The sequence below is a fragment of the Rhodococcus sp. IEGM 1372 genome (genome assembly GCF_030056835.1).
GTDB lineage: Bacteria > Actinomycetota > Actinomycetes > Mycobacteriales > Mycobacteriaceae > Rhodococcoides.
The window spans coordinates 305,672-331,239 of the sequence record NZ_JASHKS010000001.1 but is presented as its reverse complement, the minus strand read 5'-3'; the positions used below and the strand labels follow the sequence as shown (position 1 = coordinate 331,239).

Sequence of the window (25,568 nt, the reverse complement as noted above, 5' to 3'; positions counted from 1 at the left end):
ACATGCGGCGCACGGCGAGTGCGCCGCCGAAGTCATCTGCGGCGCCGGTCGGCGTCGCCCGAAGTTGGAGTGTGGCTCGTGGGCATGAGGCCCCCCACCGGTATGCCGTCCTTGTCGCGGCGCAGCCGGATCTTGCTCGTATTGGCCTTGGTAGCAGCAGGTTTGCTACTCATCGGTCCCCGTCTGATCGACGTGTACACGAATTGGTTGTGGTTCGGCGAAGTCGACTTCCGCGGCGTGTACACCACCACTCTGCTGACGCGGTTGGTGATCTTCTTCGTCGTCGCCCTGGTTGTCGGACTCATCGTGTTCGCAGCTCTGGCGGTGGCGTACCGCAACCGTCCGGTGTTCGTGCCCGTCGCCGGGCCCAACGATCCGATCGCGCGATACCGCACCACGGTGATGAGCCGACTGCGCCTGTTCGGCATCGGAATTCCTGTGGTGTTCGGGTTCCTGTCCGGCATGATCGCCCAGACCAATTGGGCGACCGTGCAATTGTTCATCCACGGCGGCGACTTCGGCATAACCGACCCGCAGTTCAATCTGGATGTCGGTTTCTACTCGTTCGACCTCCCGTTCTACCGGTTCATCCTCAACTGGCTGTTCGTCGCCATCCTGGTTGCCTTCTTCGCGAACCTGGTGACGCAGTACGTGTTCGGTGGAATTCGTCTCGCCGGGCGCGAGGGTGCACTCACTCGCGCAGCGCGGATTCAACTCGCGGTTCTGGCCGGTACTTTCGTCCTGCTGAAGGCCATCGCGTACTGGTTCGATCGGTACACGCTGCTGTCGAGCAGTCGCAAGGAGCCGACGTTCACCGGTGCCAGCTTCACCGACATCAACGCGGTGTTGCCGGCCAAACTGATCCTGCTGGCAATCGCCGTCATCTGTGCAATCGCCTTCTTCGCAGCGATATTCCTGCGTGATCTCCGTATCCCGGCGTTGGCCACGGCTTTGTTGGTGCTGTCGTCGATCCTCATCGGTGCCGTCTGGCCGCTGGTGATGGAACAGTTCTCGGTGCGCCCGAACGCGGCGGACAAGGAGAGCACGTACATCGAGCGGAACATCGCGGCAACCCGAGACGCGTACGGCTTGAACGACGACGTGGTCACCTATCGGGACTATTCCGGTGAAGCGGCCTTGAGCCCCGGCGAGGTGGCGTCCGAGTCGGCCACGATGTCCAACATTCGCTTGCTCGACCCCAACATCCTCGCGCCCACCTTCACCCAGCAGCGTCAGATCCGTAACTTCTACGGGTTCCCCGACACGCTGGCCGTCGACCGATACCCGGATGCGGACGGCAACCTGCGCGACTACGTCGTTGCAGCCCGCGAGATCTCACCGCAGACGCTCGACGCGAACCAGCGTGACTGGATCAACCGCCACACCGTGTTCACACACGGAAACGGCTTCGTCGCAGCGCCGGCCAACTCCGTCGACGAGGCCGTCGCAGACGAGTCCAGCGGCGGACGCGGTGGTTACCCGAACTACCAGGTCAACTGGATCGAGAACGATTCCGAGGGCACCATCCGCAAGGACGGACCCGGCGACCTGGATCAGCCGCGCATCTACTTCGGCCCGGTCATCGCCAACTCCGACGCGGACTACTCGATCGTCGGTTCCACCGGCGAGCCCCGCGAGTACGACACCGACAGCAAGAGTTACACCTACACCGGTGCCGCAGGCGTCGACGTCGGTAACTTCTTCAATCGACTCGTGTTCGCCAGCAAGTACGCCGAGCGCAACATCTTGTTCTCGAGCGTGATCGGGGACGAGTCGAAGATCCTGTTCAACCGTGACCCCCGCGACCGCGTACAGAAGGTCGCACCGTGGTTGACCACGGATGGATCGACCTACCCGGCGATCGTCGAGGGCAAGCTCGTCTGGATCATCGACGGGTACACCACGTTGGACAACTTCCCGTACGCCCAGCGGATGTCGCTCGAGGACGCCACTGCCGACAGCATCGAGTCGACGACGACACGTGCGTTGCCGAGCCGAGAGGTCTCGTACATCCGAAATTCGGTGAAGGCCACCGTCGATGCCTACGACGGCACCGTCAAGCTCTACGAGCAGGACGAGAACGATCCGGTGCTCAAGGCATGGGAAGGCGTGTTCCCGGGAACCGTGATTCCGAAGGACCAGGTGTCCGACGAGCTGCGCGATCACTTCCGCTACCCGGAAGACCTGTTCAAGGTCCAGCGTGAACTGCTGACCAAGTACCACGTCAACGATCCGCGAGAGTTCTTCACCAACAACGCGTTCTGGGAGGTTCCCACCGACCCGACCGCAGAGAACACCGCGGCCAAGCAGCCCCCGTACTACGTCGTCGCATCCGATATCTCGAACCAGGAGAATCAGGCGTCGTTCCAGCTGACCAGTGCGTTGGTCGGTTACCGCCGAGAGGTGTTGGGCGCGTACGTCAGTGCGGATTCCGATCCGGAGAACTACGGCAAGATCACCGTGTTGAGATTGCCGACGGATACATCCACGCAGGGTCCGAATCAGGTGCAGAACCAGATGACGACCACGACCGACGTGTCCGAGAGTCTCGGTATCGTGCGCCGTGAGAACACCGTGGAGTTCGGAAACCTGCTGACACTCCCGGTCGGCGACGGCGGATTGATCTACGTGGAACCGGTGTACGCCTCTCGTACCAACGAGGCGTCGGCCTATCCGCAGTTGATTCGGGTGTTGGTCTCGTACGAGGGCCGCGTCGGGTACGCCGCGACACTGCCCGAAGCGATCGAGCAGGTGTTCGGAGCGGGTGCCGGACGCACAGTCACCGCACCCGGTGAGACCGACGGAACCACGCAGCCCGGCGCTGTTCCCGAAACCGCGCCGTCCGACGGTGGTACGCCTGCGGCAACTCCGGCCCCGGCCACCGGTGGTTCGACGACCAGGGATGCGGCCGTGTCCGAATTGAATTCGGCACTCGCGGCCGTGCGCACTGCGCAGCAGAGCGGAAATCTCGCGGAGCTCGGTACTGCGTTGGAGGATCTGCAGACCGCCGTCGATACCTACAACCAGGCAGGTAACTGATCGCTGAGGCCACGGCCTGCTGACCGAGCGAAAGAGCCGCCTCACCGAATGGTGAGGCGGCTCTTTCGTCGTTCGTCACCTGGCTCGTTCACGCTGTGCAGCGGTGCAACTCCGAGGTGAGTGGCAGTTCGACGAACTGCCGGGCGATCAGCGTCCGATGGGCGCGAGCACCGGGGCGTTGGCAGCAACGAAGTGCTGGAACTGCGTGCTCAAGCCGTACTGGTCGGCAAGCTTGGACGCTGCGTCGAACGCGCCCTGTGCAGCCTGCGTGGCCGCTGCGGCCTCGGGAGCCACGGCCGGTGCCGGTGCCGGTGCGGGAGCCGGCTGCGGTGCCGGTGCGGGAGCTGCCTCGGGCTCGGGAGCGGAGGCACCCTTGCTCAGCTGCTGACCGCACACGGGCCATGCGCCCGGTCCCTGGGTCTGAAGGGTGTTCTCCGCGACGCGGATCTGCTCGGCCTTTGATGCGTTGGCCGGTGATCCGGATCCGCCGTTGGCCGTCCAGGTGCTCTGCGAGAACTGCAGGCCACCGTAGTAGCCGTTTCCGGTGTTGATGCTCCAGTTGCCACCGCTCTCGCACTGCGCGACCGCGTCCCAGTTGTTCGGGGCTGCGTTGGCGGTTCCGGCAGAGACACCGAGGGGGATTGCTACAGCGGCACCTGCGATGACGGCCATTCCGAGTGCGCGCTTGCCGACATTGTTCAGTGTGGTCATTCGGGGTGAATCCTCTCCGCGCTCGACTGGCGCGACTGGCCTGCAATCACCTCGCCGGTGTGGATGGCGTTGGTGACCAGGCGCTTCGTATCGTCGCGGCTCTGCCCCCGTACGTCTTGGGGACCACACCCGCGGGGCAGAGCGAAAGGAGCGGCGGGGTGGTGCAGGCCCAGCGGTTTAGGGCCGTCCGTGAAGGTAGTCGAGGATCTGCTCACCGTCACTGAGCCGTAATGGGATGGTCGATGTCCACATATTGGGACGATGGGGGGTGTTTCCGCAGCTCAGACCAGCTCGTGGCGCTAATGTTTCTACTTCGTAACCCGAACGTTATGTGACTCGAAACACGCCCCAAAAGAGACGCGGAGCACTATTTTCTGCGGTGTTCGGCGTGATAAACGCGTGCCGTGACGCGTCGCGGTGCACCCGTCGGGGTGCGCGAGGACGCGGAGAAGTCACGTGATTTGCATTGGTTGTACGCACGGGAGTAACTTCGTAGACGCAACGCGGGGTGGAGCAGCTCGGTAGCTCGCTGGGCTCATAACCCAGAGGTCGCAGGTTCAAATCCTGTCCCCGCTACCACTGAAGAAGACCCAGGACCTATGTCCTGGGTCTTTTTTCGTGCTCTGATGGGTCCGGAACGGACTCTCGGCCGCAGTCTGCACGTTCGATACCGGAAGGTTCGCCTCGCATGATTCTCCCCGCCGTCAGAGATCCGCGCCTCATCACCGTGCATCGCGGCGGCCTTCTGTCCGATGACGACCATCGGAGCCTTGCGCTCTGGGCGGCCGAGTGTGCGGAACATGTTCTCCACCTGTTCGAGGAGCTCGAACCTTCCGACTCGCGGCCGCGTGAGGCAATCGACGGTATCCGTGCGTGGACGCGCGGCGAGCTCGCGATGATGGCAACCCGCGCTCTCGGCGGGCACGCCATGGGTGCGGCACGGCCGCTGCACGGTTGCGCTCGCTTCGCCGCATACGCCGCGGGGCAGGCAGCCTGTGTGGCACACGTACCCGAACACGACCTCGGAGCGGCCGCCTATGCCATCAAGGCAGCTCGGGCGGCCGCACGTGACGGCCTGGAGCCGAGTGCAGGTCTAAAGGAACTCGAATGGCAGCGCGACCGGCTCCCGAGCAGCGTGCGAAAACTGGTGCTGGAAGACCAGGAGAGAAGAAACAGTATCTGTTGGTCGTTGTTCGACGGTTGAGCCGTCCAGTACGGTCGCGGTCGACCGGTCCGTATCGGGAGTTCAGTCCGTGATCTGCTCGCGGGCATCGTCACTGGTGACTGCTTCGGAAGGGGCGGGGCCGCCTTCGTCGTCCGCATCATCGGCAGTGAGGTCGACGGTGTCCACACCTTCGAGTGCGGTCAGTTCCTGCTCTGCCTCGGCGATGAGGCCTTTCGCGTTCTCTTCCATCTTCTTGATCCACTCGGCCATGACGGTGACACCCTTCGCTCGATCGTGTACCACCGGTCTACCAGACTTCTTCACCCCTAGGATCCATGGTGTGCGAACACGAACCTCGCGTCTCGATCTCGACGAGCCGGTCGGCACGGATCTCGATGAGCTGTACGCGATCTGCAGCGACCCGCAGTCATGGACGCACTTCCCGAGCCTGCGACACACCGATCCCGGTGCAACCGAACGAATGTTGCAGAACTGGGCGGAGCAGTGGCGGCGGGATGGACTGTCCACGTGGATCATTCGTGAGCGCGGCAGCCGCACGATCAGTGGCTACGGCGGATGCTCGAAGCGGCGGAACACCTTCTGGAATCTCGGGTATCGCCTCCATCCCGACGCACAGGGCAACGGGTACGCCGCGGAGATGTGTGAGATCGCAGTCGAGTGTGCGCACCGTACCGAGCCCGAATTGCCGATCGTGGCGTACCTCCTCGAACACAACGTCGCGTCGGCCCGAGTGGCCGAGCGCGCGGGCTTGCAGTTGATCGCCCGTGGACCCGACGTCGGCAATCCCGATGTCGACGCGGTACGCCTGGTGTACTCAGACCGTTCGTTGACTGCAGATCAGGTGGACGTGGTGCTGTCGGCCTGACCGGGGTATGCGCGCACTTCCGCGAGCCGACCGCGAAGCAAGCGTTTCTCCGGTGCGGTTCGGGCGAAATCCAACGCTCGTCGATAGTCGATTGCCGCCTCTTCGAACCTGCCGAGTCGTTGCAGCAGATCTGCTCTCGCCATGGGATACGGGTGATAGCGGCGCAGGGACGGCTCGTCGGCAAGCAGGTTTAATTCGTGCAGACCGGCTGCGGGACCGTCGCGCATCGCCAGCGCAACCGCCCGGTTCAGCGCGACGATGGGGCTCGGTGCCCGCGTCATGAGTACGTCGTACAGGGCAACTATCTGAGGCCAGTCCGTGCTGTCGGCGTCGAGTGATTCGTCGTGCAGTGCAGCAATGGCAGCTTGTAGAGCGTAAGGACCGCTCCGGCCGCCGCCGAGAGCCTCGACCACGAGTTCCCTACCCTCGGCGATGAACTCGGCATTCCAGAGTCGACGGTCTTGGTCGGCCAACAAGACGATCTCACCGTCCGGTCCGGTTCGCGCGTCGCGTCTGGCATCGACGAGCAACATCAGCGCCAGTAGACCGATCACCTCGGACTCCGTCGGCAATGCGGCGTACAGGAGTCGGCCCATCCCGAGGGCCTCGTCGGTGAGATCGATTCGTCCGACGTGATCACCCGACGTCGCAGAATAGCCCTCGGTGAAGATCGAATAGATCACCTCGAGCACCATCGGGACCCTGCCTGCCAACTCGTCCGGGCCCGGGAGACGGAACGGTATCCGTGCGGCCCGAATCTTGTTCTTGGCTCGCACTATTCGCTGCGCTGCTGTCGCCGGGGGGATGAGCAGAGCCCGGGCGACCTCACCGGTGGTGAGACCGGCCAGGCATCGAAGAGTCAGTGCGAGCCGGTCACCGGCGGCAAGGGCAGGGTGCGCGCAGGTGAAGAACAACTGCAGTCGATCGTCGGGCAGGGTCTCGTCGAGCGAATTGAGGTGACTCGGTTCGCGACGATCCGTATTCGCCTGCAGCACTCCGACTCTCGCGGCCAGGGTCTGGCCGCGCCGCAAGCGATCGACTGCCTTCCGCCGGGCAGTGGTGAGCAACCAGGCACCGGGCTTGGCCGGGACACCATCGACCGGCCAGTGTTTCAGGGCCGATTCGATGGCGTCCGAGGTGACTTCTTCGGCGAGGTCGAGGTCGCGATACCGCTGCACCAGCGAGGCGAGCAGTATCGAGCGCTCGGCGCGGAAGAAGGAGTCGAGCGCTCGACCAACCTCGACATCGGTCACCGGAGAACCGAGTACGTCGGGTTTCGGCGGTTCAGAACTCGGCAAGGGGACGTACGATCACCGTGCCGCCGTCCTTGGAGCCCGGGCATCGGGCCGCCCATTCGAGTGCAGCGTCCAGGTCGGGAACGTCGATGACGTCGTAGCCACCGAGAACCTCATGAGATTCGGCATACGGGCCGTCGGTGACGCTGCGTTCTCCGGTGGCGGCGTCGACGCGCACAGCCGTGGCTGTCGTGAGGTCGGCCATCGCGTGACCGGAGACGTGAACGCCCGCCTCCTTCATCTCCTTCTCGTAGGTCATCCAGTCCTCGACACTGCTGCAGCCCGGTGCTGCTCCGGGTGCGGTGTCTGCGTTGATCAAGAGGATGTACTTCATGGTGCGCTCCTGGGTTCGGTACCTCGGTATCGCGGCGCGAGTCGCCGTACACGATGACGACGTTCGACAGACCACGATATCGACACCGTCTCCCGATTTTTCTTCTCACACACGAAAAACGGCACCGGACGCAAAGTCCGGTGCCGTTGTGGCGGTTACTCCTCGGCTCGACGACGAGCCAGGTGTCACTTCAGTTCTGCCGACGACTTTCCCAGTACGCGGCGAGCAACGATCAGCTGCTGAATCTGCTGCGTTCCCTCGAAGATGTCGAGAATCTTGGAGTCGCGGCTCCACTTCTCGAGCAGCGGGCGCTCCGAGTAGCCGTACGTGCCGGCCAATTCGACTGCCTTGAGGGTGATGTCGACTGCCGAGCGACCGGCCTTGGCCTTGGACATCGAGGCCTGGAGGGAGTTGGGCTCCTTGTTGTCGGCCATCCACGCCGCACGCAGTGCGAGCAGATGTGCTGCCTCCCAGTCCGCTTCGAGGCGCAGGAACTCCGCGGCCGCCGCGTGCTGGTTGTAGGCGGGCGTCTCGTAGGAGATGTCGACTCCGGCGTCCACCAGGATGGAACGCAATTCTTCGAGAGCCGCACGTGCGACGCCGATCGCCATGCCTGCCACCAGAGGACGGGTGTTGTCGAACGTCTGCATGACGCCGGCGAAGCCCTTTTCGACGTTCACTTCGGCGGTACCGAGCAGGTTGTCCTTCGGGATGCGGCAGTCCTCGAGCAGCAGGGCTGCGGTGTCGGACGCCTTGATGCCCAGCTTGTGCTCGAGGCGGGCGACCGAGAGGCCCGGAGCGTCACGCGGGACGACGAACGATTTGATGGCCGCGCGGCCGAGAGACTTGTCCACCGTTGCCCACACCACGATGTGGGTGGAACGCTCGCCGGCGGTGACGTAGATCTTCTCGCCGTTGAGGACCCACTCGTCTCCGTCGAGGACGGCGGTGGTGGTGACAGCTGCGGAGTCCGAGCCGAAGCCGGGCTCGGTGATAGCCATCGAAGCCCAAACCTTGCCGAAGCGCTCGAGCTGCTCGTCGGTGGACACCGCGGCAATGGCCGAGTTACCGAGTCCCTGGTAGGGGATCGACAGCGTGAGGCCGACGTCGCCCCAGCAGGTCTCGATCACGTTCACCAGAGCGGACATGTTCCCGCCGTTGGCGTTCGCGGTCTTGCTGGGCTTGGCCGACTCGCTGTCCTTCTCGCGGCCACCGGCGGCTCCGCCGATTTCGCCACCGGCGTCGGACATTCCTTCGACCATCGACGCCATGGTGTCGAGTTCCACCGGATACTCGTGCTCGGCGAGGTCGTACTTGCGGGAAATCGGGCGGAAGATCTCGGCAGCGACCTGATGAGCCTGATTCGCCTGCGCCCGAAGCTTCTTGGGAAGTTCAAGATTGATCATCGTGTATGTCCTTGGGTGAGTGCCATGGAAATTCGGGGCGGCGAGCTAGATGAGAACGATGCCCTCGGCGACGCCGACGGACCGCAGATCGCGGTACCAACGCTCGACCGGGTGCTCCTTGGTGAAGCCGTGACCGCCGAGCAGCTGCACGCCGTCGGAACCGATCTGCATGCCCTTCTCGGAGGCGAGTCGACGGGCGAGCGCCGATTCGCGAGTGAACGACAGTCCCTGCTCGGCCCGCGAAGCGCCGCGCAACGTGACCAACCGCATGCCGTCGAGCTCGATGGCGATGTTGGCGACCATGAATGCCACGGCCTGGCGATTGCTGATCGGCTCACCGAAGGCGACGCGATCGTTGACGTACGGAATGACGTAGTCGAGTACGGCCTGGCTCGTACCGACGGCCAGCGATGCCCAGCCGAGGCGCGCGAGGCCGATGGCAGCGCTGTACTCGGCTGCCCGCTGGTCTGCGTCACCGTCACCGAGCAGTGCCGACTCGGGAACTGCGACATCGGTCAGGATCAGGCGACCCAGGCCGGCTGCGCGCAACCCCATGCTCGGGTCGGCTTCGACGACGAGGCCCTTGGAGTCGGACTCGACGATGAAGAATGCCGGACGGCCTTCGAGTTCTGCGGCGATGACGAACAGCTCGGAGCTGCCGGCAGCGGGCACGAGGCTCTTGACTCCGTTGAGCTTGTAGCCGCTGGGAGAGCGAACGGCCTTGGTCTGCAACGCGTACGGATCGAACAGTGCGCGTGGCTCGTTGACGACCACTGCTGCGTTCGGCACCTTCTCGCCGACGAATGCCGGGAGGTAGGTCTTCTGCTGTGCGTCGGTGCCCCACTGGGTGAGAGCGACGGCGACACCGCTGGGCGCGAGGATGGGCAGTGCCAAGCCCATGTCGCCGTGGGCGAGGGCCTCGGCGACGAGAGAGTTGGTGACCGCACCACGCTCGCTGGCGGCACCGTCGAGCTCCTCGGGAACGTTGATGAGCGTGATGCCGAGCTCGGCGGAGCGACGAACCAGATCCTCGGGCGACGAGGCGCTGTGGTCTGCGTCGAACGCAGCCGGACGGAGGATCTCCTCGGCGAACTCCTTGACCGTCTCGACGATCATGCGCTGTTCGTCGTCCGGCGTCAGGTCGAAGTAGCTCAGGTTCTTGGCAGCGCCGTCGTCGAGACGCTTGGGCTTGCCGCCACCGGTGACCTTGGCGAACGTGCGATTGGCAGCGCCGAGGGTCTTGAACCCGGTCTTGGTGCTTTCGTACGTCACCCGGTCGATGGTTTGGCGGAGGTTGTACTTCTCCGCCAGTTCCGATCCGGTGATGGCGGTCAGAACGCGCATGGCGGTTCCGATCGCATCCCGCTTGAACGGGTTGAGGCCAACTGCAGAAGTATCGCGGGGCACCTTCGGGGCCTTCGCGTCGACCACACTGTCTTGCTTGCTCATGATCACCAGTTCCTCGGCGTCGGGCACGGACTCCACAGATCTTACTCCCGAGTAAGATAGCTGTCTACTGTCGAGTAAGTTGACCTTTCCAGGAGGCCGGCGAACCGAACGTCGCCTCCGGCGACGAGGGGTATGGCACGCTACGTCCGTGCATCCGATCGCCCAGTTCTTCGCCGCCATCGCCGCGGCCCTTCACGTCGTCATCTTCGTCATGGAAAGTGTCTTGTGGTCGAAGCCGGCCATCTGGGCCAAGTTCGGCGTCGCAAGTCAGAACGACGCCGATGTCGTGAAGCCGATGGCGTTCAATCAGGGCTTCTACAACCTGTTCCTGGCCGTCGGCATCGTGGTGGGCCTCGTGTTGGGCGGGTCCGCAGGCGACGCAGTCGTCTACTTCGCGTGCGCGAGCATCGTCGGCGCAGCGATCGTTCTGGCGACCGGCGGTGCGAAGTACTTCCGGGCCGCATTCGTCCAGGGCATCACACCGCTGATCGCGCTGATTCTGGCCGCAGTTCTCCAGGCGTAAGTCAGGCGCTGGGTGACAGGTGCGCGAGGACCTGGTGTTGCAGTAGACCGTTGGTGGCCACGGCGCTGCCACCGTGCGGGCCGGCGGTGGCGTCGAGTGCGGTGAAATCGCCTCCGGCTTCGCGTACGAGGACATCGAGTGCGGCCAGGTCCCACAGCGAGACCTCGGGTTCTGCGGCTATGTCGACCGCCCCCTCTGCGACGAGGCAGTAGGAGAAGAAGTCGCCGTACCCGCGAACCCGCCACACGGCGTCGGTCAGATCGAGGAACCGATCCCTGATGCCGAGTTCCGCCCACCCACTCAGGCTCGAGAAACTCAAGCTCGACGACGCCAGCGAATCGACCTTCGAGACCTCGATCCGGCGCGGGGTACCCCCGTCCGATGCCGTCCAGGCTCCCAGATCGAGTGCGGCCCACCACCGTCGGCCCAAGGCGGGCGCGCTCACCACGCCGACACGGGGTATTCCGTCGTCGAGCAGCGCGATCAACGTCGCCCACACCGGAACGCCACGGACGAAGTTCTTGGTGCCGTCGATGGGATCGACGACCCACTGGCGTCCGCTGAACGTTGCAGTGCCGCCGAATTCCTCGCCCAGCAACGCGTCGGCAGGGCGCTGCGCTCCGAGCACGCCGCGGATCGTCGTCTCGACGGCCAGATCCGCGTCCGACACCGGTGTCAGATCCGGCTTGGAATCCACCGAGAGGTCCATGGCGAGAAATCGCCGCCGCGTGATGGCGTCGGCCTCGTCGGCGAGTCGAAGGGCGAGAGAAAGATCCTCGGAGTAGTCGGTCACCGCGTAAGACTAACGACGGACACATCCGACTGTGCCCGGTGTTGCTCGGGGGCGGTCGGGTTCGGGTTCGCGTGCCGGTAACCTTGACTCTCGTGCATCCCGACGTTTCTGCAGACCTCGCCGAGCTCGACACCACTCTCTCCACCGTCGAGTCCGTTCTCGACGTCGAGGAACTGCGGCGACGCATCGACGAACTCGAACATCAGGCGGCCTCACCGGACCTGTGGAACGACCAGGAACACGCTCAGCAGGTCACCAGCCAGCTGTCCCACGCGCAGGCCGAGCTGCGCCGCGTCGAAGAGCTCCGTCAGCGCCTCGAGGACATGCCGGTGTTGTACGAACTCGCCGAGGGTGAGGAAGGTGACGACGCCGCATCCGCCACCGCCGACGCCGACGCCGAACGCGCGTCGCTCCGTGAGGACATCGCAGCCATGGAAGTACGGACCCTGCTGTCCGGTGAGTACGACGCACGTGACGCGCTGGTCAACATCCGGTCCGGTGCAGGCGGAATCGACGCCGCCGACTGGGCCGAGATGCTGATGCGCATGTACATCCGCTGGGCCGAGAAGCACGGCTACGGCGTCGAGGTCTACGACACGTCCTATGCGGAAGAAGCCGGCATCAAGAGCGCGACGTTCGCGGTCAAGGCTCCATACACGTACGGCACGTTGTCGGTGGAGCAGGGCACACACCGGCTCGTGCGGATCAGTCCGTTCGACAACCAGGGTCGACGCCAGACGTCCTTCGCCGAGGTCGAGGTTCTCCCGGTCGTCGAGACCACCGACCACATCGAGATCCCCGAGAACGACATTCGCGTGGACGTGTACCGCTCGTCCGGACCGGGTGGGCAGTCGGTCAACACCACCGACTCCGCCGTTCGGTTGACGCACATTCCGACGGGGATCGTGGTGACCTGCCAGAACGAGAAGTCGCAGCTGCAGAACAAGGTGTCGGCCATGCGAGTGCTGCAGGCCAAGCTGCTCGAGGTCAAGCGCAAGGAAGAACGCGCCGAGATGGACGCGCTCAAGGGTGACGGCGGCAGCTCCTGGGGCAATCAGATGCGCTCGTACGTACTGCACCCGTATCAGATGGTGAAAGATTTGCGTACCGAGTACGAGGTGAACAATCCGTCTACTGTTCTCGACGGGGACATCGACGGATTCCTGGAATCGGGAATTCGATGGCGAATGCGGGGGGAGCAGTAGATGACCGGTCATTGCGCAGGCTCCACTCCAACGATCCGATGACGGCCTGGCTGAACCCGACGCCCGACCTGAAGCTGAACGCCCTCGGGATCGTTCTGTACATCCTCGGCGGAATGCTGGCCGCGCGCTTCGTCACCTGGACCGGGTCGCGGATCACTGCCCGCATCGACCAGAACTACCAGCACAGCGATGCACTCGTGCGGTCCGAGGCCGCCAAGCATCGGCACGCTCTGGCTCAGGTCATCACCTGGGTCGTGGTCACCCTCATCTACATCCTGGTCACCATCGAGGTGCTGCGACGCTTCGGATTCGGCGTCGGCGGGCTCGTGGCACCTGCGACGGTCATCGGCGCGGCACTCGGTTTCGGCGCTCAGCGCGTGGTGCAGGACATTCTGGCCGGGTTCTTCATCATCACCGAACGTCAGTACGGATTCGGTGACGTCGTGCAGATCGCCGTCAACGGTTCGGCCGAGGACGCCGAGGGCACAGTCGAGGACGTGACGCTGCGCGTGACCCGGGTTCGTAGCGTCGACGGTGAGGTCATCACCGTGCCGAACGGGCAGATCGTCAAGGCGATCAATCTGTCGAAGGATTGGGCGCGCGCCGTCGTCGACGTTCCCGTGCCGAGCACCGCGGATCTCACCCAGGTCAACGCACTGCTGCGCACAGTCGGCCGCGACGCGTTCGCGGACACCCGGCTTCGTCCACTGTTGCTCGACGAACCGACCGTGATGGGCGTGGAGAGCATCGAGGTGGGCCAGGTCAACGTTCGTCTCGTTGCGCGAACATTGCCCGGCAAGCAGTTCCAGGTGGGACGAGAACTTCGTGTCCGGGTGGCTGCCGCACTACGCCCCGAGGGCATCAGTGTTGCTCCCGATGTCAGTACGGCCGGGGTCGCACCGGATGCGTCGGGACGAGACCGGAGGGAGGATCAGTGAGCACGACGGAGACCGGAACCGATCACCCGCGACGGAACTGGCGACAGTGGCGTATACCGGCCAAGATCAACGGTCGCGTTCGGACGTCCACCGTGGCGTTCGGCATCTGCTTCGTGCTCACAGGTCTGTGGTACGGCCAGGTCAGCGCCGAGATCGCCGAAAGGAACAGCGAACAGATTCAGGGACCAATTGCTGTCGATCCGGGCGAGCTCACCCCGTACATCCAGCCGCAAACCTCGGAGCCGAGTTTCACGAGCACCACGGTGACACCCACGCCGACGGCCACCACCGATCCGGATGGATCGGACAGCGTCGACGGATCCGGTCAGCCGGCGACCACGACGACTGTGCCACCGACGACGACCGCGCCGTTCGGCGTGCCGATTCCGCCGGCAATCCAGTCGCTGATACCCAGCCAACCTGCGCCGACATCCGCGCGCTGAGTCGGCCTTTACCGTCTCTCGGGACTCGCCGCGACGCCCGAGCGGTTCCGGCAGCTACCGGCGAGTAAGGACTACACTGGCGACCCGTGATCAGCACCTCGAATGTCTCCAAGTCCTACAAGACCTCCACCAGGCCCGCCCTGGACAAGGTGACGGTCTCCATCGACAAAGGTGAGTTCGTGTTCCTGATCGGCCCGTCGGGTTCGGGGAAGTCGACGTTCATGCGGCTGCTCCTCAAGGAGGAGACGCCCACCTCCGGCGACATCCATGTTGCCGACTTCCATGTCAACAGGTTGGCGGCCCGTCGTGTCCCGCGGTTGCGGCAGAGCATGGGCTGCGTGTTCCAGGACTTTCGTCTGCTGCAGCAGAAGACCGTCGTGGAGAACGTGGCGTTCGCCCTCGAGGTGATCGGCAAGCCGCGCTCGATGATCAAGCGCACCGTCCCCGAAGTGCTCGACCTCGTGGGACTCGGCGGCAAGTCGGATCGTCTGCCCAACGAGCTGTCCGGTGGTGAACAGCAGCGAGTCGCCATCGCTCGGGCGTTCGTCAATCGTCCGCTCGTGTTGCTCGCGGACGAGCCCACCGGAAACCTCGATCCGGATACCAGTCAGGACATCATGCTGTTGCTCGAGCGCATCAACCGCACCGGAACCACGGTGCTGATGGCCACCCACGACAACCACATCGTCGATTCGATGCGCCGACGCGTCGTCGAGCTCGACAACGGACGAGTCGTTCGTGACGAGGCCCGCGGGGTCTACGGCGTCGGTCGCTGACGACACACGACCAGGACCTATCGGACTTCACGACCGAACGAATCGAAGGGCTCGGATTCCGCGATGCGCGCAAGTTTCATCTTCAGCGAGGTCTTCACCGGACTTCGCCGCAACATCACCATGACGATCGCCATGATCTTGACGACCGCTATTTCTCTCGGCCTGTTCGGCGGGGGACTGCTCGTGGTGCAGATGGCGGGCAAGACGCAGCAGATTTTTCTCGATCGGGTCGAAGTGCAGATCTTCCTCACCGACGACATCTCGGCAACCGATCCCGATTGCGCCGAGGACACCTGCGCCACCCTGCGCTCGGATCTGGAGAGCACGCCGTCGGTGGTGTCGGTGCAGTACCTCAATCGCGAGGATGCGGTGAAGGACGCCACCGAGCGAGTGTTCAAGGACCAGCCCGAGCTGGCCGAACTGGTCAGTGCCGACAGCTTTCCCGCGTCGTTCAAAGTTCGTCTGAGTGACCCGGAGCGGTTCGGGGTGATCAACGACAATTTCGAGAATCGACCCGGCGTGCAGAGCGTGCTGAACCAACGCGACCTGGTGGAGCGCTTGTTCAGCGTGCTCAACGGCGTGCGCAACGCTGCATTCGCCATCGCCACGGTGCAGGCGATCGCCGCAATCCTGTTGATCGCCAACATGGTTCAGATCGCGGCGTTCACCAGACGGACCGAGGTGGGCATCATGCGCTTGGTCGGTGCCACTCGCTGGTACACCCAGCTGCCGTTCCTGCTCGAGGCGGTGGTGGCGGCCTTGATCGGCTCCGCACTTGCCATTGCCGGCTTGTTCACGGCCAAGAACATGTTCATCGACGACGTTCTGTCGGATGTGTATCAGGCCAACATCCTGGCCCGGATATCGAACAGTGACGTGCTGCTCGTCTCGCCCTTCCTGGCGTTGGTGGGAGTCGGCATGGCCGCGGTGACGGCCTACATCACGCTGCGCCTGTACGTGCGCGAATAAATTCGCTTGCCGTTCGGTTCTATGCTGGAGCGGTTGCCCGTGGAACCGGTCTGCGCGACGAACGCTCGAGAAAGGGCCCTGCAGTGAGAGAGAAGGGCCGCAAGGCCATCGCGACCAATCGCAAGGCGCGGCACAACTACTCCATACTCGACGTCGTCGAGGCCGGAGTTGCCCTCGTCGGAACCGAGGTCAAGAGTCTGCGTGACGGCAAGGCCTCGCTGGTCGACGCCTTCGCGACCGTCGACGACGGAGAGATCTGGCTACGCGGACTGCACATCGCGGAATACACGCTCGGTAGCTGGACCAACCACGCGCCGCGGCGCAACCGCAAACTCCTGTTGCACCGCCGCGAGATCGACCGACTCGTAGGCAAGGTCAAAGAGGGCAACCTGACGTTGGTGCCGCTGTCGATGTACTTCTCCGACGGCAAGGTCAAGGTCGAGCTGGCACTGGCCAAGGGCAAGCAGGACTACGACAAACGACAGTCGCTGGCCAAGCGCACCGCCGAACGCGAGGTCACCCGCGAGTTGGGCCGTCGCGTGAAGGGAATGCGCTGACCGCTGTTCTGCTCGCTCTGGTAGCTGCCGTCGGCTACGGGGTGAGCGATTTCGTCGGCGGTGTCGCATCCCGCCGGGTCGCCGCCCTCCGGGTGGTCATCGTGTCCTACCCGCTCTCGCTGGTGATCGTTCTGCTCGTCGCTCCGTTCGTCGGCGGCACCATCGAGCTCCCGGCGATGCTCTGGGGACTGGCCTCGGGTGTCGCAGGCGGAGTTGCCGTGTGGTGGTTCTACCTGGCCCTCGCCGCCGGACCGATGGCCGTGGTCTCGCCGGTCACCGCGGTGCTGGTCGCCGGTATCCCGGTGCTGGTCGGATTGTCGATGGGCGAGCGGCCCGGCGTGATCGCGTTCGTCGGTATCGCCGTCGCACTGGTGGCCGTGGTGCTGGTCAGCAGAGAATCACCGGACGAGGTGACCGGTGAGGTTGCCGGTGGTCGAGAGATGAAGTTCACCCGAACGGTCGCCTGGTTGACGGTCGGTTCGGGGGTGACGTTCGCGTTCGCCTTCATCTTTCTGCACCGGATCGGAGACGGCAGTGGGCTGTGGCCGCTCGCGGCGTCGCGCGCATCGGCGACCGCGGTCGTCTGGACCGTGGCCCTTGCCTCCGGTCACTTCTCACCTCCGCACGGCAGCGTCCTCAAACTCGCCGCCTTCGTCAGCGTGCTCGACGTAGTCGCCAACGCTGCGATGATCTACGCCTACCAGGGTGGTCTGCTCTCCCTGGTGAGTGTCATCGCCTCGCTGTATCCAGCGGCGACGGTACTGCTGGCGATGGTGATGCTCGGCGAGCGAGTCGGCACTCTGCAGAAGATCGGTATGGCGTTGGCGCTCGGCGCCATCGCGATGATCGCGCTCTCCGGTTGAACCGCACCGCGCGGGGGTAATGACTCCGCTTATGACAGGTTACGATTCGCCCTCCCACGATCCCGCAGTTCAGGACGACGCCCGGCCTACCCGCGTTCTGGTGACCGGTGCCACGGGATACCTGGGTGGACGACTGGCTCCGCGACTCCTCGAAGAGGGGTACACGGTCCGCGTGCTGGCACGCACCCCCGCCAAGCTCGACTCCGTGCCGTGGGCGGCCGATGTCGAGATCGCTCAGGGCGATCTGAGCGATCGGGAATCGTTGAAGGCAGCGCTCAGCGGAGTCGACATCATGTACTACCTCGTGCATTCGATGGGCACTGCAGGTCACTCGGATTTCGCCGACACCGAACGCGACAGCGCCGAGAACGTCGCAGCCGTAGCAGCGGAATGCGGCGTGGGGCGGATCGTCTACCTCGGCGGGCTGCACCCGCCGACCGGTGAGCTCTCACCACACCTGAAGTCGAGAGCCGAGGTGGGACGCATCCTGATCGACTCGGGTGTGCCGACGATCGTGCTGCAGGCAGGCGTCGTGATCGGATCCGGTTCGGCGTCGTTCGAGATGATTCGGCACCTCACCAATCGGCTACCGGTGATGACCACACCGCGGTGGGTACACAACCGCATCCAACCGATCGCCGTTCGTGACGTGTTGCACTACCTGATCGGGGCCGCGAGTGCGCCGATCACCGAATCAAGGACGTTCGACATCGGTGGACCCGACGTCATGCAGTACGGCGAGATGATGAACATCTACGCCGACGTCGCGGGCCTGCGGCAGCGTCGAATCATCGTTCTCCCGGTGCTGACTCCTCGACTGGCCGGCCACTGGATCGGTTTGGTGACTCCCATTCCGCGCGGCCTGGCGATGCCGCTCATCGAATCTCTGCAGTACGACGCCGTAGGCCACGAGATGGACATCGACGCCGTCGTACCGCGTCCGGACGGCGGCCTGACCGGCTACCGCGACTCCGTGCGATTGGCACTGCGCAAGATCGACGACGGTGAGGTCGAGACGCGGTGGACCGACGCCACCGGTACCGCGGCACCGTCGGATCCGTTGCCCTCGGATCCGACATGGGCAGGGGAGGTCGTCTACACCGACACCAGGGTCGCCCGAAGCGCGGCACCGTCGACCGCGATCAGGCCCGCTCTCGAACGATTGGCCGACGCCGACGTTCTCACCGGTTGGCGTCGCGACGTCACCGGACCCGACGCATCCGCGTCGGGCACCGAACACACCACTCGGCTCAAGTCCTCGACTCGACTTCCCGGGGAGGCCTGGCTCGACCTGACGGTGGGAGGAACTGCAAAGCAGCCGACCATCGAGCAGCGGCTGGTGTTCTTTCCTCGCGGTCTTGCCGGTCGGGCTGTCTGGTACGCCTCGCTGCCGGCACGCCTGGTCATGACACGTCGAATGTTGCGCACGGTCGTGCAGCGAGTGGACGACGATGCCGCGTCGAACACGACGGATCGCCGGGTCGACCGTTAATGGAATGAATGTGCTCGGGAGAGGCGTTACACTGAACAGCCCGGACACGGTGTTCGGGAACATACGGGGCTGAACGGTTTCGACTTTGTATGTTGAGTCAGGGGAAGCGTGTCGGTGCAGGCGAGAGACCACCGTAAGCGTCATCGCAACCTTATAAGCGCCGATTCCAATCAGCGCGACTACGCACTCGCTGCCTAAGTAGCGACTGCGTGTCTGTCAGTCCGGGCTCGCCCTCGGTCCGGGTACTGGCATCAGCTAGAGGGCTCACCGATTCATCCGGCCGCGGGATGATGAGGAACATCAAACAGTGGCTGGGATCGTCATCCTGACTTGTTCGCGAGATCGGGAGATCCAAGTAGAGGCATAGCGGACTGCACACGGAGAAGCCCTGGCAATGCAGCAGAGGACCCGGGTTCGATTCCCGGCAGCTCCACCGCAGAAGACCGGGCCGAGAGACACACTCTCGGCCCGGTCTTCTTTCTCTGTCGGCCAGGTCACAATCGACTCGACTCGACCCATCCCACCCGAAGCGACCGCAGTGCCGAATAGTGGTCATGAGCAACGAGCCGACTCCAGTTCTGCGGACCGGGAAAAGAGTCTCCGAGCCTGCACTGGTCGTGTTGGTCCTCGGCGGCGGCAAGGACGTGAGCCGGGCGCGCAGTAGGCCCTGGCACCTGGCCGGTCTGCGCATGTGGCCGTTCACGTGGATGCTTCGTCGCGCGGGCCGAGCACGCGGCATTTCGGTCCAACAGCTGCAGTATCGGTTTCGTGGTTGGAACGCCCCCCAGCGGTCTCCGGTCGAGGATGCGCGGTGGGCGCTCGATCGCATACACGCCGAGCACCCCGACGTTCACGTGGCGGTAGTCGGCCATTCGATGGGTGGCCGCACCGCTGCTGCTCTGATCGACGACCCTTTCATCGTGGGTGTCGTCGCGTTGGCTCCGTGGTGGCCGGAGGTTACGGAAGCCGACGGATTCGGCGCGCAGCATGCGTTGCTCGTCGTACACGGGACGGCCGACAAGTGGACCGATCCGCGAACCTCGCGTCGGGCGACCGAGCGAGCAGCATCCCGAGGGGCGGACGCCCGCTACCTCTCCGTTCCGGGTGGGCACTTCATGCTGCGCGATCCGCGGGTCTGGTCGCGGGCGACGCGTGACTTCGTTCTCGGTATCGCTGCCGATGCGCGGGCCGACTGCACGGGCACACCGTCGTGACGCGCCGTCGCATCGCGGTGATCGGCAGCGGTATCGCCGGCCTGACGGCCGCATACGCGCTGTCGAAGAACTCGTCTGTGACGTTGTACGAGGCGGACTCTCGGCTCGGGGGTCACGCGGACACCCATTACGTGGACGGCCCCGACGGTCCTGTCGGCGTCGACACCGGGTTCATCGTGCACAACGACCGGACCTATCCGACTCTGCTGCGCCTGTTCGACGAACTGAACGTCCCGACGCAGGACTCGGACATGAGCATGTCCGTGCGCTGCGACGGGTGCGGACTCGAATACTCGGGCGGCCAGGGCATGCGCGGGATCCTCGCGCAGCGCACCGCGGTGTTCAAGCCACGATTCGTCTCGATGTTGCTCGATGTCAAGCGTTTTCATCGCCTGGCCAACGAACTGCTGGACAGTGCCGAACCGGTGGAGTCCGAGACGACCCTCGCGCAGTTCCTCGCAGATCATTCGTTCTCCGCGTACTTCGAATCCCACTTCATGACGCCGTTGGTGTCCGCGGTGTGGTCGTGCGATCCGGACACTGCTCTCGCCTACCCGGCTCGCTACCTGTTCACGTTTCTCCGCCACCACGGAATGCTCACCGTCACAGGATCTCCCACCTGGCGCACCGTCACCGGCGGGTCCATCGAATACGTTCGCCGAGTTGCGAAGCACATCGACGAGGTGATGCTCGAAACCCCGGTGCGCGCGGTGTACAGGTCCGAGGACTCCGTGCAGATCCGCGACGGCCACGACCGCCTGCGCACGTTCGACGCGGCCGTGATCGCCGTGCATCCCGGTGCCGCGCTGAAGATGCTCGCAGAACCGACGGCGCTCGAGCACAGCATCCTGGGAGCGATGCCGTACTCGACCAATCACACGCAACTGCACACCGATTCGTCGGTGTTGCCGAGGAACACCAGGGCGAGAGCGTCGTGGAACTACCACCTGCCGTCCTGCGCCGCCAGACCCGACCGAGTGCTGGTCAGCTACGACCTGACCAGGTTGCAGCGTCTGGGCGGCACCGATCGCAGAATGCTGGTCACCCTCGGCGGAGCGGATCGCATCGACCCGAATGCGGTACTCGACGAGATGACCTACGAACACCCGCAGTACACCCCCGAATCGGTTGCAGCGCAGCGTCGGCTTCCTGAATTGGACACCGACACAGTGGCCTTCGCCGGTGCATACCATGGCTGGGGATTCCACGAGGACGGTGCATTGTCGGGAGCGCGCGCCGCACAACGGGTGGGGGCCACGTGGCTCTGACATCCGTTCTGCCGACCACCCGCGCACACGGGGCGGCGTTGTATCGCACTCGAATCGACCACGTTCGACGCGCGCCGATCCGAAACGCGTTCTCGTACAAGAGCTACAGCTGGTTCGTCGACCTCGACGCACTCCCCGAATTGCCCCGGATGCTGCGACCGCTGGCCTCGTTCGACGCCCGTGACCATCTCGGTGACCCCGACGCCACCATTCGAGAGAACGTCGACGGGTTCCTGGCGGAGAACGGTATCGACCTGGGCGGCGGACGGATCACGATGTTGGCCAGCGCGCGGGTGTTCGGGCACACGTTCAACCCACTGAGTGTGTACTGGTGTCACGATCGCGACGGAGACCTCCGCTGCGTGGTGGCGGAGGTCCACAACACCTACGGCGAGCGATACCGGTATCTGCTGCACACCGATCATCGCGGCGCGGCCCGCACCTCCAAGGAGTTCTACGTCTCGCCGTTCAACGACGTCGACGGCGAATACTCCATGCGGCTACCCGAGCCGGACGTGGCACTCCGGCTGTCGATCGTCCTCGAACGGCCCGGTCAGCCGCCGTTCGTGGCGACCGTGGACGGCCGACGGCGAGAGGTGACGACGCGGTCGATTCTTCGCACCGCACTCGAGATCCCCTGTGCGCCGCTGCGAGTGGTGATACAGATCCGCTGGCAGGGCATTCGGCTCTGGGCTCGGGGGCTGAAGATCGTGCAGAAACCTGCCCCTCCCGGGGCACGAGAATTCCAGAAGGAAGGGGCCCGCAGATGACAACCGTGTCGAAGGCCGATTCTGTGTCGAACCCGTACCGTGCTTCCGCTGTCGGTCCGCGTCCATCGGTGGATCCGCGGGTCTGGCCTCAGATCGCCCATGTCCCCGGTGGCGTCAAGGTTGCGGCTGCCGCACCCGTCGCCGATTTCCTCTTTCGCCGCGCGGTCGCGCGATTGCAGGTCCGGGTCGCGATGCCCGACGGTGAGGTCATCGGGGCCGGCTCGGCCGATGCACCGTTGATGACCGTCCGTCGACCACACGACTTCGCAGCACGGGTCGGCGACAGCGGACTCATCGGATTCGGTGAGGCATACATGGCCGGAGACTGGGAGGCCGAGGACCTCACTGCTGTGCTCGAGGTCTTCGCCCGGCGCATGGCGTCCCTGATTCCGAAGTCCCTGCAGCGCCTCCGAGGGATCTATGTCCCCAAACCTCCACGGAGCGAGCGGAATACGACCACGAACACGCGATCGAACATCTCGCGCCACTACGACCTGTCGAACGACCTCTTCGAGCTCTTCCTCGACGAGACGATGACCTACTCGAGTGCGTTGTTCGCCGCATCGGGAAGCGACGACGACAGCGAAGAGCTCGCCGATGCTCAGCGCCGGAAGATCGACCGTCTACTGGACCGGGCGGGCGTCGGCGAGGGAACCAGGGTGCTCGAGATCGGCACCGGGTGGGGCGAACTGGCAATCCGCGCGGCTTCGCGAGGAGCAATCGTTCGCTCGGTGACCTTGTCGGTCGAGCAACAGGAATTGGCACAGAAACGATGTGCCGCAGCAGGATACGGTGAACGGGTCCAGATCGACCTACTGGACTACCGGCTCGTCGACGGCGAGTACGACGCGATCGTGTCGGTCGAGATGATCGAGGCCGTCGGGCATCAGTACTGGGCGACGTACTTCGAGACGATCGACGCGCTGCTCGCGCCGGGTGGGCGGGTTGCCCTCCAGGCCATCACGATGCCGCACGACCGAATGCTGGCCACCCGAAACACGTACACCTGGGTACACAAGTACATATTTCCCGGCGGGTTTCTGCCGTCCGTGCGGGCCATCGAGGAGGTGACCGAGCAGAGCACCTCCCTTCGGGTTCGCGAGCGTCTGTCGATGGGTGATCACTACGCGCGCACCCTCGCTCAGTGGGACAGGCGTTTCCGTGAATACCGCAGCGAGGCCGAGGAGCTCGGTTTCGACGAGGTGTTCGCACGAATGTGGCACTTCTACCTGTGCTACTCGGAGGCCGGATTTCGATCCGGGTACCTCGATGTTCAGCAGATCGTGCTCGACCGAAGGGACAACCGATGACCGCCTCGACACTTTCCGTGGACCGGACCGATCGCAGTGTTGGTGTCGCACATCGGATTGCCGAATTGATCGAACCCCTCGTGGGTGGTCCGCTTCCCGTTCGGCTGCAGGCGTGGGACGGATCCGTAGCAGGAGATGCGTCGGCACCGCGAGTGCTGTTGCGGAGCCCGAGTGCCCTTCGTCGATTGCTGTGGAGCCCCGGCGAACTCGGCGCTGCGCAGGCATACGTCACCGGGGAGCTGGACGTCGACGGCGATCTCGCCGCGGCCCTGGATCACGTCTGGGGAGTGGTGCGTGCGCGCCGACTCTCGGCGATCCGACCGGGGCCGGCGTCGCTGGTGCGGTTGGCGAAACTGGCCAAGGACCTCGGAGTGTTCGGTCGCCCACTACCTCCGCCCGTGTCGCAGGCCTCGGTGAAGGGTCGGTTGCATTCGATGCTCCGTGACCGCGCTGCGATCAGCCACCATTACGACCTGTCGAACGACTTCTACGAATTGGTCCTCGATTCGCACATGGCGTACTCGTCGGCGTACTGGACCTCGGATTCGCCGGAGTACACCCTCGACGATGCCCAGCGCGACAAACTCGACCTCGTCTGTCGAAAGATCGGCCTCGACAAGCGTGCAGGGCAACGCTTTCTCGACGTCGGCTGCGGCTGGGGGTCCCTGAGCCTGCACGCCGCTCAGGAGTACGGAGCGCAGGTCGTCGGAGTGACCATCTCGCGCGAACAGAAAGCCTTCATCGACAAGCGAATCGCCGACCGAGGACTGCAGGACAACGTCGAGATTCGAATTCAGGACTATCGAGAGATTCCGGACGGGCCCTTCGACGCGGTGGCGTCGATCGAGATGGGTGAGCATGTGGGGGAGGCCAATTACCCCACCTACACCGCCGCACTGCACTCCAACGTCAAGCCGGGTGGACGCGTGCTGATTCAGCAGATGTCGCGAAGAGAAGGGGACAACCCCGGCGGCGGAGCATTCATCGAATCGTTCATAGCGCCGGACATGTACATGCGCCCGGTCGGGCGGACCGTCGCGATGATCGAGGAGGCAGGACTCGAGGTTCGCGACGTCCACGCTCTTCGGGAGCACTACGTGCGGACCGTCGACGTCTGGACGGAGCGTTTCGAGGCGCGCTTCGAAGATGTGGTGGCGATGGTCGGGGAAGAGGTCGCTCGCGTGTGGCGGCTGTACCTGATCGGCGGCGGAATGGCGTTCCGGGACAACCGGATGGGCGTCGACCAGATTCTGGCGGTTCGGTCCGAGAACGGACCGTCCGAGATGGAACCGGTGCGGCCGGTGTGGGTGTGCCAACGGTGAACTGGTCAGATTTCCTCACCGTATCGCTGGCGAGCCTCGGCGGCACCGCCCTTCTGATGATCGTCACCGCCCTCATCGGCGCGCGCATCGGACGCCACAACGTCGTGGACGTGACGTGGGGCGGCGGGTTCGTTCTGATCGCGCTGATCTCGGCTGCGACCGGAACAGGCGAATTGTGGCGTCGAATACTTCTGCTCGTCCTCGTCGCTGTGTGGGGACTTCGACTTGCAGTGCACGTCTTTCGGCGCTCGCGCGGGCACGGTGAGGATCCGCGCTACACCGAACTGCTCGCCAAGGCCACCGGTAACGAAACCCTGTACGCGCTGCGGAAGATCTACCTGACGCAGGCGATTGCATTGTGGTTCGTGTCCCTGCCGCTGCAGGTATCAGCGGTCGCCCACGGATCCGTTCTGCCGGTGGTCGTACTCGGTGTACTGGTGTGGATTCTCGGATGGACGTTCGAGGCAGTGGGCGATGCGCAGTTGACGGCCTTCAAGGCCGACGCGTCGAACAAGGGCAAGGTCATGGATCGTGGTCTGTGGTCCTGGACGCGGCACCCCAACTACTTCGGCGATTCGGCGGTCTGGTGGGGACTGTTTCTCGTCTCGGCGTCGGCGTGGCCCGGAGTGTTCACGTTGCTGTCGCCCATCGCGATGACGTACTTCCTGGTGTTCGCCACCGGTGCGCGGTTGCTCGAGCGCAGCATGGAAAAGCGTCCGGGATATCGCGAATACCAGCAGCGGACCAGCTATTTCCTCCCACGGCCGCCGAAACGAGCCGGCAAGTAGCTCGCGGGTGGGGCAGCGGCGCTAGGGTTGGTCGAGGATTTCGGTTCGTCGA

Annotated in this window: 25 protein-coding genes, 1 tRNA gene and 1 other RNA gene; 20 read left to right on the top strand and 7 right to left on the bottom strand. The window is 64.4% G+C overall.

Annotation, left to right across the window (positions count from 1 at the left end; translation table 11 throughout):
- Positions 1-78: 78 nt before the first annotated feature.
- Positions 79-3,039 (top strand): UPF0182 family protein, encoded by a 2,961-nt coding sequence (locus tag QM590_RS01595; protein WP_188078571.1) that lies wholly within the window; start codon positions 79-81, stop codon positions 3,037-3,039.
- A gap of 147 nt (positions 3,040-3,186) precedes the next feature.
- Here the strand turns inward: QM590_RS01595 and QM590_RS01590 are convergent, their stop codons facing one another.
- On the bottom strand, positions 3,187-3,750 hold the full coding sequence (locus QM590_RS01590) for a transglycosylase family protein (RefSeq protein ID WP_269593546.1): 564 nt from the start codon (positions 3,748-3,750) through the stop codon (positions 3,187-3,189).
- A 502-nt stretch (positions 3,751-4,252) separates the two neighbouring features.
- Between QM590_RS01590 and QM590_RS01585 the strand changes: the two genes are divergently transcribed.
- Together QM590_RS01585 and QM590_RS01580 are read left to right on the top strand one after the other, a co-directional pair.
- Positions 4,253-4,329, top strand: a tRNA-Met gene (locus QM590_RS01585).
- A gap of 109 nt (positions 4,330-4,438) precedes the next feature.
- Complete coding sequence (locus QM590_RS01580; RefSeq protein WP_269593547.1) at positions 4,439-4,954, top strand: putative immunity protein; 516 nt, start codon at positions 4,439-4,441, stop codon at positions 4,952-4,954.
- A gap of 42 nt (positions 4,955-4,996) precedes the next feature.
- Here QM590_RS01580 and QM590_RS01575 read toward each other — a convergent pair whose 3' ends face one another.
- Positions 4,997-5,239, bottom strand: coding sequence for a hypothetical protein (locus tag QM590_RS01575; protein WP_269593548.1), 243 nt, complete (start codon positions 5,237-5,239; stop codon positions 4,997-4,999).
- A gap of 16 nt (positions 5,240-5,255) precedes the next feature.
- Here QM590_RS01575 and QM590_RS01570 point away from each other — a divergent pair, with 16 nt between their 5' ends.
- Entirely contained in the window at positions 5,256-5,801 is a 546-nt protein-coding gene (locus tag QM590_RS01570; RefSeq protein ID WP_269593549.1) for a GNAT family N-acetyltransferase, read from the top strand.
- Here QM590_RS01570 and QM590_RS01565 read toward each other — a convergent pair.
- The 4 genes from QM590_RS01565 to QM590_RS01550 form a co-directional block, all read right to left on the bottom strand.
- Entirely contained in the window at positions 5,774-7,054 is a 1,281-nt protein-coding gene (locus tag QM590_RS01565; RefSeq protein ID WP_269593550.1) for an RNA polymerase sigma factor, read from the bottom strand. The two genes, QM590_RS01570 and QM590_RS01565, sit on opposite strands and share 28 nt — an antisense overlap.
- Positions 7,055-7,085: 31 nt before the next feature.
- Complete coding sequence (locus tag QM590_RS01560; protein WP_149405493.1) at positions 7,086-7,430, bottom strand: YciI family protein; 345 nt, start codon at positions 7,428-7,430, stop codon at positions 7,086-7,088.
- A gap of 185 nt (positions 7,431-7,615) precedes the next feature.
- Positions 7,616-8,836, bottom strand: coding sequence for an acyl-CoA dehydrogenase family protein (locus QM590_RS01555; protein ID WP_068045941.1), 1,221 nt, complete (start codon positions 8,834-8,836; stop codon positions 7,616-7,618).
- A gap of 45 nt (positions 8,837-8,881) precedes the next feature.
- Positions 8,882-10,291: an acyl-CoA dehydrogenase family protein gene (locus QM590_RS01550; RefSeq protein WP_149405644.1), complete on the bottom strand. Its 1,410-nt coding sequence runs from the start codon at positions 10,289-10,291 to the stop codon at positions 8,882-8,884.
- A gap of 142 nt (positions 10,292-10,433) precedes the next feature.
- On the opposite strand from QM590_RS01550, the gene QM590_RS01545 reads away from it, so the two are divergent.
- A complete protein-coding gene (locus QM590_RS01545) occupies positions 10,434-10,808 on the top strand; it encodes a DUF1304 domain-containing protein (protein ID WP_269593551.1) in 375 nt (124 codons plus the stop codon).
- A gap of 1 nt (position 10,809) precedes the next feature.
- Here QM590_RS01545 and QM590_RS01540 read toward each other — a convergent pair whose 3' ends face one another.
- A complete protein-coding gene (locus tag QM590_RS01540) occupies positions 10,810-11,601 on the bottom strand; it encodes an inositol monophosphatase family protein (RefSeq protein WP_269593552.1) in 792 nt (263 codons plus the stop codon).
- A 92-nt stretch (positions 11,602-11,693) separates the two neighbouring features.
- Between QM590_RS01540 and prfB the strand changes: the two genes are divergently transcribed.
- The 15 genes from prfB to QM590_RS01465 all read left to right on the top strand — a co-directional run bounded on the left by prfB (position 11,694) and on the right by QM590_RS01465 (position 25,516).
- Positions 11,694-12,806 (top strand): peptide chain release factor 2, encoded by a 1,113-nt coding sequence (prfB, locus tag QM590_RS01535; protein WP_068045939.1) that lies wholly within the window; start codon positions 11,694-11,696, stop codon positions 12,804-12,806.
- Between the two features lie 38 nt (positions 12,807-12,844).
- Complete coding sequence (locus QM590_RS01530) at positions 12,845-13,744, top strand: mechanosensitive ion channel family protein (RefSeq protein WP_269593553.1); 900 nt, start codon at positions 12,845-12,847, stop codon at positions 13,742-13,744.
- Positions 13,741-14,187 (top strand): Rv3103c transmembrane domain-containing protein, encoded by a 447-nt coding sequence (locus QM590_RS01525; protein ID WP_269593554.1) that lies wholly within the window; start codon positions 13,741-13,743, stop codon positions 14,185-14,187. Before QM590_RS01530 ends, QM590_RS01525 begins: the two co-directional genes overlap by 4 nt.
- Before the next feature lie 86 nt (positions 14,188-14,273).
- On the top strand, positions 14,274-14,963 hold the full coding sequence (gene ftsE, locus QM590_RS01520; protein ID WP_027496574.1) for a cell division ATP-binding protein FtsE: 690 nt from the start codon (positions 14,274-14,276) through the stop codon (positions 14,961-14,963).
- Positions 14,964-15,026: 63 nt separating this feature from the next.
- Positions 15,027-15,932 carry a permease-like cell division protein FtsX gene (gene ftsX / locus QM590_RS01515; protein WP_068045894.1) on the top strand — a complete coding sequence of 302 codons (906 nt, stop codon included), beginning with the start codon at positions 15,027-15,029 and terminating at the stop codon, positions 15,930-15,932.
- A gap of 83 nt (positions 15,933-16,015) precedes the next feature.
- Positions 16,016-16,489, top strand: coding sequence for an SsrA-binding protein SmpB (gene smpB / locus QM590_RS01510; protein ID WP_269593555.1), 474 nt, complete (start codon positions 16,016-16,018; stop codon positions 16,487-16,489).
- Positions 16,486-17,352 (top strand): EamA family transporter, encoded by an 867-nt coding sequence (locus QM590_RS01505; protein WP_502942406.1) that lies wholly within the window; start codon positions 16,486-16,488, stop codon positions 17,350-17,352. Before smpB ends, QM590_RS01505 begins: the two co-directional genes overlap by 4 nt.
- A 31-nt stretch (positions 17,353-17,383) precedes the next feature.
- Positions 17,384-18,844 (top strand): SDR family NAD(P)-dependent oxidoreductase, encoded by a 1,461-nt coding sequence (locus QM590_RS01500; RefSeq protein WP_269593556.1) that lies wholly within the window; start codon positions 17,384-17,386, stop codon positions 18,842-18,844.
- Between the two features lie 65 nt (positions 18,845-18,909).
- Positions 18,910-19,280: a transfer-messenger RNA gene (gene ssrA / locus QM590_RS01495) on the top strand.
- Between the two features lie 118 nt (positions 19,281-19,398).
- On the top strand, positions 19,399-20,058 hold the full coding sequence (locus QM590_RS01490) for an alpha/beta hydrolase family protein (RefSeq protein ID WP_269593557.1): 660 nt from the start codon (positions 19,399-19,401) through the stop codon (positions 20,056-20,058).
- Positions 20,055-21,326, top strand: coding sequence for an NAD(P)/FAD-dependent oxidoreductase (locus QM590_RS01485; RefSeq protein ID WP_269593558.1), 1,272 nt, complete (start codon positions 20,055-20,057; stop codon positions 21,324-21,326). The genes QM590_RS01490 and QM590_RS01485 overlap by 4 nt, the downstream gene beginning before the upstream one ends.
- Complete coding sequence (locus QM590_RS01480) at positions 21,317-22,096, top strand: DUF1365 domain-containing protein (RefSeq protein WP_269593559.1); 780 nt, start codon at positions 21,317-21,319, stop codon at positions 22,094-22,096. The genes QM590_RS01485 and QM590_RS01480 overlap by 10 nt, the downstream gene beginning before the upstream one ends.
- Complete coding sequence (locus tag QM590_RS01475) at positions 22,093-23,406, top strand: SAM-dependent methyltransferase (protein ID WP_269593560.1); 1,314 nt, start codon at positions 22,093-22,095, stop codon at positions 23,404-23,406. The genes QM590_RS01480 and QM590_RS01475 overlap by 4 nt, the downstream gene beginning before the upstream one ends.
- Complete coding sequence (locus tag QM590_RS01470; protein WP_269593561.1) at positions 23,403-24,728, top strand: SAM-dependent methyltransferase; 1,326 nt, start codon at positions 23,403-23,405, stop codon at positions 24,726-24,728. The genes QM590_RS01475 and QM590_RS01470 overlap by 4 nt, the downstream gene beginning before the upstream one ends.
- A gap of 56 nt (positions 24,729-24,784) precedes the next feature.
- Entirely contained in the window at positions 24,785-25,516 is a 732-nt protein-coding gene (locus QM590_RS01465; RefSeq protein ID WP_411741275.1) for a DUF1295 domain-containing protein, read from the top strand.
- The last annotated feature ends 52 nt before the right edge of the window (positions 25,517-25,568 follow it).

What these genes read in the sequence shown, in the direction of transcription:
- QM590_RS01590 (WP_269593546.1), bottom strand. Translation starts at nt 3,750, where the DNA reads ATGACCACACTGAACAATGTCGGCAAGCGCGCACTCGGAATGGCCGTC.
- QM590_RS01580 (WP_269593547.1), top strand. Translation starts at nt 4,439, where the DNA reads ATGATTCTCCCCGCCGTCAGAGATCCGCGCCTCATCACCGTGCATCGC.
- QM590_RS01560 (WP_149405493.1), bottom strand. Translation starts at nt 7,430, where the DNA reads ATGAAGTACATCCTCTTGATCAACGCAGACACCGCACCCGGAGCAGCA.
- QM590_RS01555 (WP_068045941.1), bottom strand. Translation starts at nt 8,836, where the DNA reads ATGATCAATCTTGAACTTCCCAAGAAGCTTCGGGCGCAGGCGAATCAG.
- QM590_RS01530 (WP_269593553.1), top strand. Translation starts at nt 12,845, where the DNA reads ATGACGGCCTGGCTGAACCCGACGCCCGACCTGAAGCTGAACGCCCTC.
- ftsX (WP_068045894.1), top strand. Translation starts at nt 15,027, where the DNA reads ATGCGCGCAAGTTTCATCTTCAGCGAGGTCTTCACCGGACTTCGCCGC.
- QM590_RS01500 (WP_269593556.1), top strand. Translation starts at nt 17,384, where the DNA reads ATGACAGGTTACGATTCGCCCTCCCACGATCCCGCAGTTCAGGACGAC.
- QM590_RS01490 (WP_269593557.1), top strand. Translation starts at nt 19,399, where the DNA reads ATGAGCAACGAGCCGACTCCAGTTCTGCGGACCGGGAAAAGAGTCTCC.
- QM590_RS01475 (WP_269593560.1), top strand. Translation starts at nt 22,093, where the DNA reads ATGACAACCGTGTCGAAGGCCGATTCTGTGTCGAACCCGTACCGTGCT.
- QM590_RS01470 (WP_269593561.1), top strand. Translation starts at nt 23,403, where the DNA reads ATGACCGCCTCGACACTTTCCGTGGACCGGACCGATCGCAGTGTTGGT.
- QM590_RS01465 (WP_411741275.1), top strand. Translation starts at nt 24,785, where the DNA reads ATGATCGTCACCGCCCTCATCGGCGCGCGCATCGGACGCCACAACGTC.